Genomic DNA, 13668 nt, shown 5'->3' on the forward strand with positions numbered 1-13668 from the left:
GCGCTGTTATAGCAAGTGCTGTTGTCAAGGCCGAGGGCGGGGGCCGGCCCAAGCCCTTCCGGAGGCCGATAGCGGTGCAGACCGTCACGGAGGAAGACCTCCTCCAGATGCTGCAGTACGGCCCCTTCAACGTGGCCCTGCATGCGGCGATCCAAGCACGCGGGCTGAGTCTCGAATCCCTGCGGCGCCGACTCGAGCAGCAGGGCATCGCGGTCAGTCTCTCCACCCTGAGCTACTGGCAGCGGGGCCGGACACGTCCCGAACGAGCCGATTCACTCCGCGCGGTGCGCGGTCTCGAGGTCATCCTCGAACTGCCCCGCCACTCACTCCTGACCCTCCTCAAACCGTCCGGCGAGCGCGCGGCCGGACCCTGGCTGCCGGTGGAGGAGCTCTGTCCCGAACCCGGCGTCCGCGACCTCATCGCCGAGATCGGCGAACGCGGCGAACGCCAGCTGACCGGCCTCAGCCTGCACGACCTGAACGTCGTCGGGCGCGGCCGTGACCTGCGCGAGGTCCGTACCCGGGCGGTGTTCCAGGCGCAGCAGCGCGGCGTCGACCGCTGGATCGCCGTCTACCACCACCCGCACCGCGTCATCCCCTCCTCCCGGACGGCGCGCGGCTGCCGCTTCGGGCGGGTCCGGGTGGACGAGGCGAGCGGCCTGATCGCCGCCGAGCTCCTGTTCGACCGGGCGCTCGCCCGCGGCGAGACCTACCTGCTGGAGTACGGCTTCGGGTTCGACGAACCCGGGCCGGTGGTGCTCGAGGAGGGACGCGGCTTCCGCACGCCCCAGCACGAGTACCTGATCGAGGTGAGGTTCCACCCCGCCTCGCTCCCGGCCCGCTGCTACCGCACCTGGCGCCCCGACGCCCAGACCGCCCTGAAAGACCTGACCGACCTGAGGATGTCGAGCTACCACAGCGTGCACTTCATCGACTTCGGCATGGCCACCGGCTACCACGGCATGCGATGGGAATGGGATTGACCGAAGGCCTCAGGTGACTGTGTTCATTGCTTTCGCGGCCTCGACGGCCTCGCCTGGCGGCTCGGCCGCCGAACCGCAAAAGCGGCGAGCACGGCATCGCTTCGCGATCTCTCGTGAAGCCTCGCCTTCGGCTGGCTTCACGACCCGTTGGCGCGCTCGCGTGCGGATGCGGGTTTGCGCTCAGGTGACGAGGAGGCCTAGGAGGCGGTCCAGTTCGGCGGCGGGGTCATCGGTCAGGCCGGCGTGGACGGGGCCGGGCTGGACGATCGTGCTGCGGGGGGCCGTGAGCCAGCGGAAGCGTGCGCCGGGCGGCTCGTCCGCCGCCTGGCCCGCGCGGTCGCCGCCGCAGCAGAGGGCGTCGACCGCCTTCAGGGCGGTGCGGACGCCTTCGAGGTCGAGGGCGGGGTCGAGGGCGTGCAGGCGCGGCTCGTCGAGGTGGGTGCGGCAGGCGAGGTAGTCGAGCGCGCGGCAGTAGACGACCACGCCCACGTTCATGAGCTCGCCGCGCTCGACGCGGGGGATCACGCGCAGCGCGGCGTACTCGAAGACGGTCTTATTCATGCGGGACCGCCGAGCCAGCCGGGCCGCTTCTCGCCGCGGCGGGAGGCGGTGTCGGCCTTGGCGCCGCTGAGGTCGAGGGTGGGCAGCCAGTCACGGGGCTTGCCTACCCGCGTCACGAGGATGTCCACATACGCGTCGCGGAGGGTTTGCGGGGACGCGAATCCCGGTTCGTTCTCCAGCCAGCGGTCGGGGACCAGCCCGGTCACCTCGCGGAGGAGATCCTCGGTGATCTTCGGGGCGAGCTCGGCCTCGGCGCCGGGCAGATCGTCCGCGAACGGGGTGAGCACGTGGTCGTCGACGTCGTAGGGCCCGGTGAACAGGCGCGCCGCGTTGGCCCAGGCGTGGTGGAAGATCAGGCTCGCGCCGTGGTCGATCAGCCACTCGTCGCCGTGCCAGACCAGCAGGTTGGGGTTGCGCCAGCTGCGGTCGACGTTGCCGATGAACGCGTCGAACCACAGCACGCGGGAGGCCCAGGAGCGGTCGGGGGTCCAGCCCAGCGGGTCGAAGCCGAGCGAGCCGGGCAGGAAGTCGACGCCGAGGTTCCAGCCGGTGCTGGCCTTGAGCAGGTCCTGCACGTCGGGGTCGGGCTCGTGCCGCCCGATCACCGGATCGAGGTCCATGATCACCTGCTCCGGCACGCGCAGCCCGAGACGGCGGGCCAGCTCGCCCGCGATCACCTCGGCGATCAGGGCCTTGCGGCCCTGCCCGGCGCCGTGGAACTTCATGACGTAGGTGCCCAGGTCGTCGGCCTCGACGACCCCCGGCAGCGACCCGCCCTCACGCAGCGGGGTCACGTACCGGATGGCGGTGACGAGAGGCAACACGCCGATCACGCTATCGGGTGGCCGCGGGGCGGCGATAATCGGTGACATGTTCGAGGTGACGATCGATCTCTCGGTGCCGATCGGCACCGGGATGCCGGTGTATCCGGGCGACCCCGAGGTCGAGCTGTCCGCCGCGCTGACCGCGGCGAAGGACGGCGTGAACGTGCAGCGGCTGCACCTCGGCTCGCAGACCGGGACGCACGTGGACGCCCCATTCCATATCGACGAGGCCTTGCCGGGGCTCCACGAGCTTGCGGGCGGCGGCGTCTTCGTGGGGCCCGCCGAGATCGTCGACGTGCGAGGGTTGCCGCCGCGTACGGCCATCGGGCCGGAGGTGCTGCCCGCGCGACCGGCGTTCACGGGTTCCATCCTCGTCTTCGCCACGGGGTGGTCGCGTTACTGGGGCACGGACGAGTACTTCGCGCATCCCTATCTGGCGCCCGAGACGGCGGAGGCCATCGCGGCCCACGAGTTCAATTGGCTGACGGTCGGCATCGACGCGCCGAGCGTCGATCCCACGGGCGCGGAGTTCACGCTGGCCGCGCACCGGCCGCTGCTCACCCGGACGGACGCGGCGTTCGGCGGGCCGATGATCGTCGAGAACCTCACCAACCTGGACCAGGTCCTGGAGGCCCAGGCGGACGGTCATCTCATCTCGATGATGGTCTTTCCCCTCCGGATGCCCGGCGACGGCGCCCCGGCGCGCGCCGTCGCCCACGGGCTCTCGGAGGAGGCCCAGGACGCCTAGGGGTCAGGCCCCGGCGAGCAGGTCGCGATGCCGCTCCATCAGGTCGATGATCGGGCGGGCGGGGCGGCCGGTGAGGCGCTGGACGGTGTCGGTCACCCGTTCGCCGTGGCCCGCGCGCAGCGACACCCCGAACGACACGATCATGCCGCGCACGTCGTCCGGTAGCCCGGCCCCGCGCAGCTGCTCGTCGAGCGTCGCGTCGTCCACGCTGGCGTAGCCGACGGGACGGCCGGAGACCTTGCTCGCCAGCGCGGTGATGTCGGCGAAGCTCAGCGCCTCCGGCCCGGTGACGTCGTAGGTCTTGCCCTCATGCCCGGACGAGGTCAGCACCGCGGCGGCGACGGCGGCGCAGTCGTCACGGTGAACGAAGGCACCGCGGGCGTGGTCGGTGTTGTCGACCAGGACGCCCCGCGCGATCGCGGGCGGCAGGATCTGCGTGACGGGGGTCTCGGCGTACAGGCCGTTGCGCAGGTACGTCACGTCGAGCCCGGAGGCGTCCAGCAGCTCGTGGGTGCGCAGGTGGTCGGGCACCACGGTGGACGGGCAGTCCGGGTCGACCATGACGTAGGACGTGTAGACGACGTGCCGGACCCCGGCCGCGGCGGCCGCCTCGATGGCGTTGCGGTGCTGGACGACGCGATGGCCGAGCTCGTGCAGGCTGATCAGGAGCATCCGGTCGGCGCCCTCGAAGGCCGCCGGCAACGACCCGGGCTCGTCGTAGTCGGCGTGCCGCACGGTCACGCCCTCGGCGGCGAGGTCGGCCAGGGCGTCCACGTTCCGCGTGGTCAGGATGACGTCGCCGGCCGGCACCCTGTCCAGCACGTATCGCGCGGTCGCGCGGCCGAATTGTCCGGACGCACTCGCGATGAGAATTCTCATGACCATCCCAAATCGATCGATTGCCGGGTCCGGGCGTTGTTCGAATTTCGATACTGTGTGCGCAACGTTAGGGCGTTCGCCGCCATCGCCGCTACCGCTGGAGAATTCGCGACCGTGACCTCGCCTCTCGATCCCGCCTCCTGGGAACCGGCGTCCGGGTCGGGCCATCGCCGCCCGTGGCTGGACGCGGCCCGGCCGTCACCCGCCCGCGTGTACGACTACCTGCTGGGCGGCAAGGACAATTTCGCGGCCGACCGGATCGCCGCGGAAAAGATGGTGGCCGCACTTCCGTCCATCCGGGTCGGCGCGCAGGAAAACCGCAGGTTCCTGCTTCGCGGTGTCCGTTGTCTGGCGGCGGAGATGGGAATGCGGCAGTTCCTCGACATCGGCACGGGCATTCCCATCTCGCCCAACGTGCACGAGGTCGTCCAGTCGGTCATGCCCGGGGCACGGGTCGCCTATGTCGACAACGACCCGGTCGTCCTGGCGCACGCCCGCGCGCTCATGGTCTCCGGCCCGGGCGGCGAGGTCGGCTACCTGGAGGCGGACATCCGCGAGCCGGACTCGATCATCGGCAGCGACCTGGTCCGCCACATGCTCGACTTCGACGAGCCCGTCGCGCTGGTGCTGAACGCCGTCCTGCACTTCATCCCCGACGCCGAAGGCCCCGCCGAGATTCTCCGCGCCCTGATCGGAGCGCTGCCGCCCGGCAGCCACGTGCTCGCCAGCCACCTCACCCCCGAGCACAACGCGGGGCTGATGCCGGCGAGCGACGGCTACAACGACGACGGCGTGCGTACCCAGCCGAGGACGCGGGCGGAGTTCGAGCGGCTGGTCTTCGCCGATCAGGGGCTCGAACTGGTGGAGCCGGGAGTGGTGCTGGTGTCGCGGTGGCGCCGCGACCCCGACGACCCTCCCGCCCCCACGCCCGCCGAGGTCTCCGCCTACGGTGGCCTCGCCCGCCTGCCCTGAGCGGCTCCGCGGGCCACCGCGGAGCCGCCGGGCGATCACATCTTCGCGATGACCTCGTCGGCGAAGCGTTCCATGGTGGCGACCTTGAGCTTCAGGCCCTCGCCGTACGTCGCCTTGTCGTCGGGGGACGCCAGCCACCACGGGGCGGCCATCGTGCCGTCCACCCCGCGGTCGGCCCACTTCCTGTAGAGGTCGGCCGAGGGCATGGCGCCGATCGGCGCGATGACCTCCAGGTCGTCGAGGGTGCGGCCCCGCTCGGCGAGGAAACCGCTGAGGCGGTCGAGCAGCTGCTGCAACTGGTCCTCGGAGTAGATGCGGTTGCCGATCCAGCCGTCGCCGATCCGGGCCGTCCGGCGCAGGGCCGCGTCGCTGTCGCCGCCGACGTAGACCGGGACGGGCTCGGCCGGGACGGGCGCGATGCTGAGCGGGCCGAAGTCGTAGTGCGCGCCGTGGTGCTCGACCATTCCGCCCTGCCAGAGCGTGCGCAGGGCCGGGATCATCTCGTCCAGCCGCTTGCCCCGGGTGTGGAAGTCCTGGCCCGTCTGCACGAACTCGTCCTTGCACCAGCCCACGCCCACGCCGAACGTCACGCGGTCGCCGGACAGCGCGGCGGCCGTGGAGACGGCCTTGGCGACCGTGAAGAGATCGCGGGCGGGCGGGATGTAGACGTTGGTCGCGAACCGCACCCGCTCGGTGACCGCCGCCATCGCCCCGATCGTCACCCACACGTCGGGCCAGTGGGTGCCCGGCTTGTACGGCGGCGCCCCGGTGTCGGAGTAGGGGTAGTCCGCGTCGTAGTCGGTGTAGAAGATGTGATCCGAGATCGCGACCGTGTCGTAGCCGAGACGGTCCGCCGCACGGGCGAGTCCGAGGTACTCGCCCGTGTCGACGAACGCGGCGCCGAGCCAGAACTTCATGGCCTCAGTCCTGGAACTCGGGGATGACCTTGGTGGCGAACATTTCCAGGTTGCGCTTGACCGTGTCGAGCGGCAGCACGCCCTGCTGGCCCTGCATGAACAGGCCGAACCACTCCAGGTCGGGCATCCGGTCGAGCATGCGCTGGATGCCGCGCTTGACGTCGTCCGGGGTGCCGAGGAGGGCCATCTCCACCTCGTTCATGCGCTTGAAGTCGCCCTTCTCCGGCGAGATGGGCTTGTGGCTGTCGTCCTCCTTCTTGCGCAGCACCTCCAGGTAACCGAAGGGGCCGAAGAACGAGGCGAAGTCCTTCTGCATGCCCTTGCCGTAGGTGGCGATGGCCTCCTCGCGGGTGTCGGCCATGCCCACGATCTTGAGGATGCCGGTGTGCTCGCCGAGCTTGTACTCCTTGCCCTGCCGCGCGCACTCCTCCTGGTAGAGCTTGGCCTTGGCCGCGTGGTCGTCGGGGTTCGGCGTGAACATCCACGGCATGATGCCCTCTTGCGCCGCGCGGATGACCGACCGGTCCGAGACGGTGAACGGCTGCCACAGCTCGGGGTGCGGGTACTGGTAGGGCTTGGGGCAGACCGACACCGACTGGATGACGCCGTTCTCGTCGATCTCGCCGGGCGCGCCGAACGTCTGGGTCCACTCCTGCGCGGGCCAGCCCTCGATGCCGCTGAACGGCGCGGGGATCTCGTAGTCGAGGACGTCGCTCTTGTAGCGGACGGTGTCCTGCTCCCACGCCATCTTCATGATCTTGAGGACCTCGCCGAACACGTCGAAGTTGCGCGTGTCCGACTTGGAGCCGTCCGACCGGGCCGCCGCCGCGTGCCAGCGCTGCCCGAGCACGTTCATCCACCGGTTCTGGTAGCCGCGCGCGACGCCCAGCCGCAGCCGTCCCTTGGAGAAGTGGTCCAGCAGCGCGACGTCCTCGGCCGCCCTGATCGGGTCCCAGGCGGGCAGCACGATCCCCAGCGGGGCGAGCAGGATCCGCTCGGTGCGCGCGGCGAGGTCGGTCAGGAACATCAGCGGGTTGACCGAGAACTCGAAGCCCTCCGAGTGGAAGTGGTGCTCGGTCATCATGAGCGCGTCGAAGCCGACCTGGTCGGCGTGCACGGCGATCTCACGGACCTCGTGGAGCAGCTTCTGGTACGACTCGACGTCGCGCCCGATCGGCCGCTTGGCCTTGGCGTTCTCCTCGGCGGCCCAGCCCGACCCGGGGATCTGCGGGTTGAGGAAGATCGAAAACTTCACGCGGATGTCTCCTTGTCGAGCTCTGCGAGGCGGTCAAGCCAGGTCGTGACGACGAGCAGGAATTCGGCCGGCCTCTCTTCGTGCAGCCGGTGCCCGGCTCCGGGCCAGGCGATGGCCCGGGACGCGGGGTGCTTGAACTGTTCGGTCTCCCAGGCGGCGCGTCCGGGATCGGCCCAGCACGTCAGGACGGGGCAGGCGCGGCGGGCGAGGTGGGCCTCGGAGGCCGGGCGCGTGCCCCAGTGGCCGTCGTCGGTGAACATCGCCGGGAACGCCTGCGCGAGGACGTGCTCGGGGGTGGCCTGGATCTTGCGGGCGTGCGCGGTGCGGACGTGCCCGGGGGTGGCCGCGGTGTAGAGCACCGGCTCCATGGCGAGGACGGCGCCGACCGGGTCCTTGAGCAGGCCCTCGGCCATCGCGGGCATGAACCGCGCGATCTCGTCGGGGAGCCCGTAGGCGGGGTCGACGCACACCAGCGCCCGTACCCGGCCGGGGCGCTCCACGGCCAGCGCGCTCGCCACCATCCCGCCCATCGAGTGCCCGACGGCGATCACCTGGTCGAGGCCGAGGTGGTCGAGAAGGGCGGCGAGGTCGGCGGCGAGGTCCTCCGGGCTGTAGCCGGTCGCCGGGGCGGAGGAGTGGCCGTGGCCGCGCAGGTCCGGTGCGATGACGCGGTGCCCGGCGGCGGTCAGCCCGGCGATGTGCCAGGCCCAGTCCTGGGAGTCGGCGGCGTACCCGTGGACGAGCAGGAGCGGCGGGCGGGCCGCGGTCGCGGAACCGGCCGCTGCGGAGGGGGCGTCGTCGGTGTAGAACAGACGAACATCACCCAGCTCAGCAATCGGCATGGGCACCCCTCCGTGGCGGTCGGACCGAACAAGCGCACGCTACATCAATTCGCACTAGCCGAGCAATCGCTTGGTCGAGTAGAAAGCATGTGACGGATGTCGCGTACGAGGGAGAGGCACGGGATGCGGCTAGGGATCACGATGTTCGCCACCGACCGCACGATGGCGCCCCACGACCTGGCCCGCGAGGCCGAGGACAGGGGCTTCGTCTCGTTCTACATCCCCGAGCACACCCACATCCCGGTGTCGCGCGCGACGCCCCCGCCCACCGGCGTGGACACGCTGCCGGAGGAGTACGCGCGGACGCTCGACCCGTTCGTGGCGCTGGCCGCCGCGGCGGCGGCGACCGAGCGGATCCGGCTCGGGACGGGCGTCTGCCTGCCCGCGCAGCGCGAGCCGCTCGTCACCGCCAAGGCAGTGGCGACGCTCGACCACATCTCGGGCGGGCGGTTCGTCCTCGGGATCGGGTACGGGTGGAACCGCGAAGAGGCGGCCGACCACGATGTGCCCTGGAACCAGCGGCGCCGCATGGCCCGCGAGCACGTCCTGGCCATGCGGGAGTTGTGGACGGAGGAGGAGGCGTCCTTCAAGGGGGAGTACGTCTCGTTCGAGGCGAGCTGGTCATGGCCCAAGCCCGCCGGTCGCGTCCCCGTCCTGGTCGGCGGCGCGCCCGGGCCGCTGCTGTTCGCGCACGTCGCCGAGTACGGCGACGGGTGGATGCCGATCGGCGGCGCGGGCATCCGCGAGGCGCTGCCGGAGCTGCGCGCCGCGTGCGAGAAGGCGGGCCGCGAGACGGTGCCGGTCATCCCGTTCGGGACGGTGCCGACGCCGGAGAAGCTGGAGTACTACGCCCGGCTCGGCGTCGAGGAGGTCGTGCTGCGCGTGCCCGCCGCGGGACGCGACGAGGTGCTGCCGGTCCTGGACGGGTACGCGGCGGAATACCTGGCGGACTAGCGGATCATGCGGAAGCAGAGCCAGGTCGGGAACCGGTAGTACAGGCCCTTGCCCGACTTGACCGCACCCATGATCAGCACCACGTACTGCGCGAACGCGTGGAAGACGTAGACGGGGACCGCGATCAGAAACCAGAGCGGCTCGTCGGTGGCGATCGCGATCGGGATCGCGACCAGCAGCGGCACGATCATCTGGATCAGTGCGGTGATCTGGTAGTTCAGCGCCTGGGCGGCATGGAACCTGACCAGCGCGGAGTGCTTGCGCTTGACGAAGTAGATGATCAGCGGGGCGAGGAAGCCGACGACGATCGTCCCCACATAGCTCATGATCGCCCAGGTGGTGTCGTCGCCGCTGGGCTGGACGCGCGGCCCCTGCGGCACTCCGGGCGGCCCGTACCCCCACTGCGGGTCGTACGGCCCGCCGGGCGGCGGCTGCCCTCCCGGCGGCGGACCCCCTCCGGGCGGCGGCCCGTAACCCGGCGGCGGCTGCCCGTACTGCGGTACGTCGCCGTATCCGGGCGGCGGAGAGTCCGAAGGTGGCTGCCCGTAAGGCGAGGGGTGCGGTGGCGGCTGGTCGGTCACGTTCAGAAATCTACTTGAACTGGACACGGGTTCGCGGCGTCTCACTGTCCAGCGGAAAGAGGGAGATCATGCCCATGGCCGATGCGATGCGCCGTGACGACCCGGTGAGCCTCGGGCCGTACCGCCTCTCGGGCAGGCTGGGCGAGGGCGGGCAGGGTGTCGTCTACCTGGCCGAGGCGCCCGACGGCCGCCCGGTCGCGGTCAAGCTCCTGCGCGGCCATCTGGACGGGGATCCCGAGGCCCGGGCGCGGTTCATGCGCGAGGCCGAGACGGCCCAGCGGGTGGCGCGGTTCTGCACGGCCTCGGTGCTGGACGCCGACGTCGCCGGCGACCGGCCGTACATCGTCAGCGAGTACGTCCCGGGCCTCTCGCTGCGGCGCGTGGTCCAGGCCGAGGGCCCGCGCGGCGGCGGCGAGCTGGAACGCCTGGCGGTCGGGACGGCGACGGCGCTGGTGGCGATCCACCAGGCGGGCGTCGTCCACCGCGACTTCAAGCCGCACAACGTGCTGCTGGGGCCGGACGGGCCGCGCGTCATCGACTTCGGGATCGCCCGCGCGTTCGACGGGACGTCGGTCACGGCGAGCGGGCCGATGGGCACGCCGTCGTACATGGCGCCCGAACAGGCCATAGGGGAGCGGGCCGGACCGGCCGCCGACGTGTTCGCGTGGGCGGGGACGATGGTGTTCGCGTCCTGCGGGCGTCCGCCGTTCGGGGACGACGCGCTCCACGCCGTGCTGCACCGCGTCCTGCACGAGGAGCCGGACCTCGGCGCGCTGACCGGCACCGTGCGCGAGATCGCGGCGGCCTGCCTGGCCAAGGATCCGGCGGCCCGGCCGCAATCCGGCGAGGTGCTGCGCCGGTTGCTCGGCCAGATCGAGCCGGAGTCCACCAGCCCCTTGCCACCGCCTCCGCTGCCACGGGAGACCGAGCCCGCCTCCGAGCGCCGCGAGCCCCGGCGGGTCCCGGCCGCCGTCGCCGTGTCCGGCGCGGTGATCGCCGTCGCGGCCGCAGCAGTGGCCGGCGTCCTCGCGTTCAACGGCTTCGAGTGGGGCGGCGGCAAGCCGAACGACCCCACCAAGTCGCCGTCCCCCACAGCGCTCGCCTTCAGCGCCGCGTTCGCCGGAAACTGGTCGGGCAACCTGCGCCAGAGCGACGGGAAGGTCCTGGCGGCCCAGCTCTCCCTGCCGCAGGGAACGGGCAACGGGCAGGTCACCTACACGAACGAGCGATGCTCGGGCGTGCTGGCGCTGAGCGGCGCCACCGAAAGCGTCCTGACCCTTCGCGAGACCATCACGCAGGGAGCGCAGCACTGCATCGACACTGGCACCGTCACCCTCACGCGCCAGCCGGGCGGCCTCTTCTACAGCTACACGGGCACCGAGAAGGGGCAGACCTACACGCTGACGGGACCGCTGGCACGCGCCTGACGACGGTCAGCCAAGCGGAGCTTGTCCGTTGATAGGTGGCTGGGTGGGGGCTGGAGGACGGTCAGCCAAGCGGAGCTTGTCCGTTGATAGGTGGCTGGGCGGGGGCTGGAGGACGGTCAGTCGAAGACGATGACCGAGCGGGCGACGGCGCCCGACCGGACGTGCGCCACGGCCTCGTTGACGGCGTCGAGCGGGACGCGCTCGCTCACCAGCCCGTCGAGGTTGAGGCGGCCGCGCCGGTAGAGGTCGACGAGCAGCGGCAGGTCGCGGGCCGGGGTGGCGTCGCCGCCCTGGGTGCCCATGAGACGGCGTGACTGGAAGAGCAGGCCGGGCGGGATCTCCAGGCTCTTTCCGGCGGCCGGGCTTCCCACCATGACCGTGGTGCCGCCGGGCTGCGTGGCGGCCATCGCCTTGGTCAGCACCTCGGCGATGCCGGTCACGTCGAACGCGTAGTCGGCGCCGCCGCGTACGATGTCGCCGACCTGCTTGGGCAGGTCGTCCGACAGAATCGTGTGGGTGGCGCCGAACTCCTCGGCGAGCTTCAGCTTCGACTCGACCACGTCGGCGGCGATGATCGTGGTCGCCCCGGCGAGCACGGCGCCCTGGATCACGTTCAGCCCGACACCACCGGCACCGACCACGAGCACCGACGAGCCGGGCTCGACGCGCGCGGTGTTGAGGACGGCGCCGACGCCCGTCACCACGCCGCACGCGGTGAGCGCGAGCAGGTCGAGCGGCGCGTCCTTGGCGACCTTGACGCACATCGCCTCGCTGACGACGACCTTCTCCGCGAACGAGCCGATGCCGATGTAGGGGCGCACGACGTCGTCACCGGCCGACAGGCGGGTGGTCCTGTCGCCCATCAGGCCCATGATCGCCATCATCCGGCTAGCGCCGCTGCACAGGTGCGCGTTGCCGCGCGCGCAGTTGCGGCAGCGCCCGCACGGCCCGTTCATCGCGACGATCACATGGTCGCCGGGCTTGACGGCGGTCACGCCCGGGCCGACCCGTTCCACGACGCCCGCGCTCTCGTGCCCGAGCACGCACGGCAGGTGCGACACGACCGGGCTCTTGCCGTCGATCGCCTTGATGTCGGAGCCGCAGACGCCCGAGGCGGCCACCTTGACCAGCACCTCGCCGGCCTTGGGGTCCTCGACCGTCACCTCGGCGATCTCCATGGGAGCGCCGAACTTCCGCAGGAGTGCCGCCCGCATCGTGCTCGAGGATGCCGACGAAGTCGGCTCGGGGGGTGTGGGGGGTGGTCCCCCCTCGGACGAAGCCGTCAAGTCGTCTCACCTTCCGTGTCGCGCCGCCGGAAGCGCGGCCAGGGTCACGCTAACACCAAGCACTTGCTTGGTCGAGATCGTTGACAGGCTCTCCGGGTCGAACTTACGCTCACGCCCAAACGAGCGCTAGGTCACGTACCACGGGCGTCGGCCCGTCCGTGTGCCTGTCACCCCCCGGAGGCGCGACATGAAGACATCGGTCCTGAAAACCTCAGTGACACTTCGGACCACGGTGCTGGCGGTGTCCGCCGTGTTGGTGGGCGGGTGTGCCACCAGTAACGAGGGGTCGTCGGGGGGTGGGTCGGCAGGGGTCACCGATTCGGCGGTCAAGGTCGGGGGCGTGCTCACCAAGACCAGCGCGACCGGCTACTCGACCGGAGGGGCCGAGCTCGGCGCCAAGGCCCGGTTCGAACGGGCCAACGCGGCGGGCGGCGTGCACGGCCGCAAGATCGAGTTCGTCGGGGTCGAGGACGACACGATGACGCCGGACAAGGGCGCCGCGGCCGCCAAGAAGCTGGTCCAGAAGGAGAAGGTGTTCGCCGTCCTGCCGGTCAGCGCGCCGCAGTTCGGCGGGGCGGAGTTCCTGGAGCAGCAGAAGGTGCCGTGGTTCGGCTGGGCCACCGGGCCGTTCTGGTGCGGTAAGGAGAGCGCGTTCGGCTTCAACGGCTGCCTCGCGCCCAAGCCGGGCGAGAAGACGCAGACGTGGTGGGGCAACCAGGTCGCCGCGCAGCTCGGCGGGGCCAAGGGCAAGAAGGTCTGGGTGCAGGCCACCGACTCCACCGCCAGCAAGTACGGCATCATGACGATCTCCAAGTCGTTCAGCGCCTCGGGCTTCGGCATCGCCGGCTCGTCGGCCGCGCTGCCCGCGCAGGCGCCGCCGCAGGACTGGTCGCCGTACGTCAACAAGATCATGAAGAGCGCCGGCGGCAAGGCCCCCGACGTGGTCGTGTCGGTCATGGCCGGCGGCAAGTTCAACTCCGGGCTCTACGGGGCGCTGAAGCGGGCCGGTTACAAGGGCCTCATCACCGACGCGACCTCGTACGACCCCAAGGTGCTGGCCGATCCGCAGACCAAGCAGGCCCTGGAGGGCGTCTACGCGGCGCCGCAGTTCGAACCGTACGAGTCGGACGCCCCCGAGGTCGCGCAGATGAAGGCCGACGTGCAGAAGGTCGGCGGGACGCTCGACCAGCACACCGCCACCGGCTACTGGTCGGCCGACGTCTTCCTCAAGCTCCTGGAGAAGACGGGCAAGGACCTCACCCGAGACGCGTTCTTCAAGGCCGCCAACGGCTTCTCGTACGAGAACAAGGGCTTCGGCCGCATCCAGTACCCGGCGGGCAAGACCGAGTCGAACGGCTGCGGCGCCCTCGTGAAGCTGGAGAACGGCGCGTTCAAGGTCGCGCAGAACCTCAAGTGCTACGACAACACCACCCTCTGAC

The 13668-nt window shown here is 71.0% G+C and carries 14 protein-coding genes; 6 read left to right on the top strand and 8 right to left on the bottom strand.

Annotated features, from left to right (window positions below; genetic code table 11):
• The first annotated feature begins 74 nt into the window (after positions 1 to 74).
• Positions 75 to 983 (top strand): hypothetical protein, encoded by a 909-nt coding sequence (locus ACGFNU_RS09845; RefSeq protein ID WP_392591895.1) that lies wholly within the window; start codon positions 75 to 77, stop codon positions 981 to 983.
• A gap of 180 nt (positions 984 to 1163) precedes the next feature.
• On the opposite strand, the gene ACGFNU_RS09850 is transcribed toward ACGFNU_RS09845, so the two are convergent.
• Together ACGFNU_RS09850 and ACGFNU_RS09855 are read right to left on the bottom strand one after the other, a co-directional pair.
• A complete protein-coding gene (locus tag ACGFNU_RS09850) occupies positions 1164 to 1544 on the bottom strand; it encodes a DUF3037 domain-containing protein (RefSeq protein WP_392591897.1) in 381 nt (126 codons plus the stop codon).
• Positions 1541 to 2368, bottom strand: a complete 828-nt coding sequence (locus ACGFNU_RS09855; protein WP_392591899.1) for a HipA family kinase — start codon at positions 2366 to 2368, stop codon at positions 1541 to 1543. Before ACGFNU_RS09855 ends, ACGFNU_RS09850 begins: the two co-directional genes overlap by 4 nt.
• A gap of 46 nt (positions 2369 to 2414) precedes the next feature.
• Here ACGFNU_RS09855 and ACGFNU_RS09860 point away from each other — a divergent pair, with 46 nt between their 5' ends.
• Positions 2415 to 3116, top strand: a complete 702-nt coding sequence (locus ACGFNU_RS09860; RefSeq protein WP_392591901.1) for a cyclase family protein — start codon at positions 2415 to 2417, stop codon at positions 3114 to 3116.
• 3 nt (positions 3117 to 3119) lie between these two features.
• Here the strand turns inward: ACGFNU_RS09860 and ACGFNU_RS09865 are convergent, their stop codons facing one another.
• Positions 3120 to 3995, bottom strand: coding sequence for an SDR family oxidoreductase (locus ACGFNU_RS09865; RefSeq protein WP_392591903.1), 876 nt, complete (start codon positions 3993 to 3995; stop codon positions 3120 to 3122).
• Positions 3996 to 4109: 114 nt separating this feature from the next.
• Here ACGFNU_RS09865 and ACGFNU_RS09870 point away from each other — a divergent pair, with 114 nt between their 5' ends.
• Positions 4110 to 4967 (top strand): SAM-dependent methyltransferase, encoded by an 858-nt coding sequence (locus ACGFNU_RS09870; protein ID WP_392591905.1) that lies wholly within the window; start codon positions 4110 to 4112, stop codon positions 4965 to 4967.
• 35 nt (positions 4968 to 5002) lie between these two features.
• Here ACGFNU_RS09870 and ACGFNU_RS09875 read toward each other — a convergent pair whose 3' ends face one another.
• The 3 genes from ACGFNU_RS09875 to ACGFNU_RS09885 are packed head-to-tail and all read right to left on the bottom strand — an operon-like array spanning position 5003 to position 7981.
• Complete coding sequence (locus ACGFNU_RS09875) at positions 5003 to 5884, bottom strand: TIGR03619 family F420-dependent LLM class oxidoreductase (RefSeq protein WP_392591907.1); 882 nt, start codon at positions 5882 to 5884, stop codon at positions 5003 to 5005.
• Positions 5885 to 5888: 4 nt separating this feature from the next.
• On the bottom strand, positions 5889 to 7139 hold the full coding sequence (locus ACGFNU_RS09880) for an LLM class flavin-dependent oxidoreductase (RefSeq protein WP_392591909.1): 1251 nt from the start codon (positions 7137 to 7139) through the stop codon (positions 5889 to 5891).
• Entirely contained in the window at positions 7136 to 7981 is an 846-nt protein-coding gene (locus ACGFNU_RS09885; RefSeq protein WP_392591911.1) for an alpha/beta fold hydrolase, read from the bottom strand. The genes ACGFNU_RS09880 and ACGFNU_RS09885 overlap by 4 nt, the downstream gene beginning before the upstream one ends.
• A 123-nt stretch (positions 7982 to 8104) precedes the next feature.
• Here ACGFNU_RS09885 and ACGFNU_RS09890 point away from each other — a divergent pair, with 123 nt between their 5' ends.
• A complete protein-coding gene (locus tag ACGFNU_RS09890; protein WP_392591913.1) occupies positions 8105 to 8935 on the top strand; it encodes an LLM class F420-dependent oxidoreductase in 831 nt (276 codons plus the stop codon).
• On the opposite strand, the gene ACGFNU_RS09895 is transcribed toward ACGFNU_RS09890, so the two are convergent.
• The gene (locus tag ACGFNU_RS09895; RefSeq protein ID WP_392591915.1) at positions 8932 to 9516 is read right to left on the bottom strand and encodes a DUF4870 domain-containing protein; all 585 of its coding nucleotides are present in this window, start codon (positions 9514 to 9516) and stop codon (positions 8932 to 8934) included. The genes ACGFNU_RS09890 and ACGFNU_RS09895 overlap by 4 nt on opposite strands.
• A 68-nt stretch (positions 9517 to 9584) precedes the next feature.
• Between ACGFNU_RS09895 and ACGFNU_RS09900 the strand changes: the two genes are divergently transcribed.
• A complete protein-coding gene (locus ACGFNU_RS09900) occupies positions 9585 to 10943 on the top strand; it encodes a serine/threonine-protein kinase (RefSeq protein WP_392591917.1) in 1359 nt (452 codons plus the stop codon).
• 116 nt (positions 10944 to 11059) lie between these two features.
• On the opposite strand, the gene ACGFNU_RS09905 is transcribed toward ACGFNU_RS09900, so the two are convergent.
• Positions 11060 to 12157 carry an alcohol dehydrogenase catalytic domain-containing protein gene (locus ACGFNU_RS09905; protein WP_392591919.1) on the bottom strand — a complete coding sequence of 366 codons (1098 nt, stop codon included), beginning with the start codon at positions 12155 to 12157 and terminating at the stop codon, positions 11060 to 11062.
• A gap of 259 nt (positions 12158 to 12416) precedes the next feature.
• Here ACGFNU_RS09905 and ACGFNU_RS09910 point away from each other — a divergent pair, with 259 nt between their 5' ends.
• Positions 12417 to 13667 carry an ABC transporter substrate-binding protein gene (locus tag ACGFNU_RS09910; RefSeq protein ID WP_392591921.1) on the top strand — a complete coding sequence of 417 codons (1251 nt, stop codon included), beginning with the start codon at positions 12417 to 12419 and terminating at the stop codon, positions 13665 to 13667.
• Position 13668 lies beyond the last annotated feature (1 nt).

Origin of the sequence: Spirillospora sp. NPDC048911 (genome assembly GCF_043198015.1) — a bacterium.
In the GTDB taxonomy this organism is placed as follows: Bacteria; Actinomycetota; Actinomycetes; order Streptosporangiales; family Streptosporangiaceae; genus Spirillospora.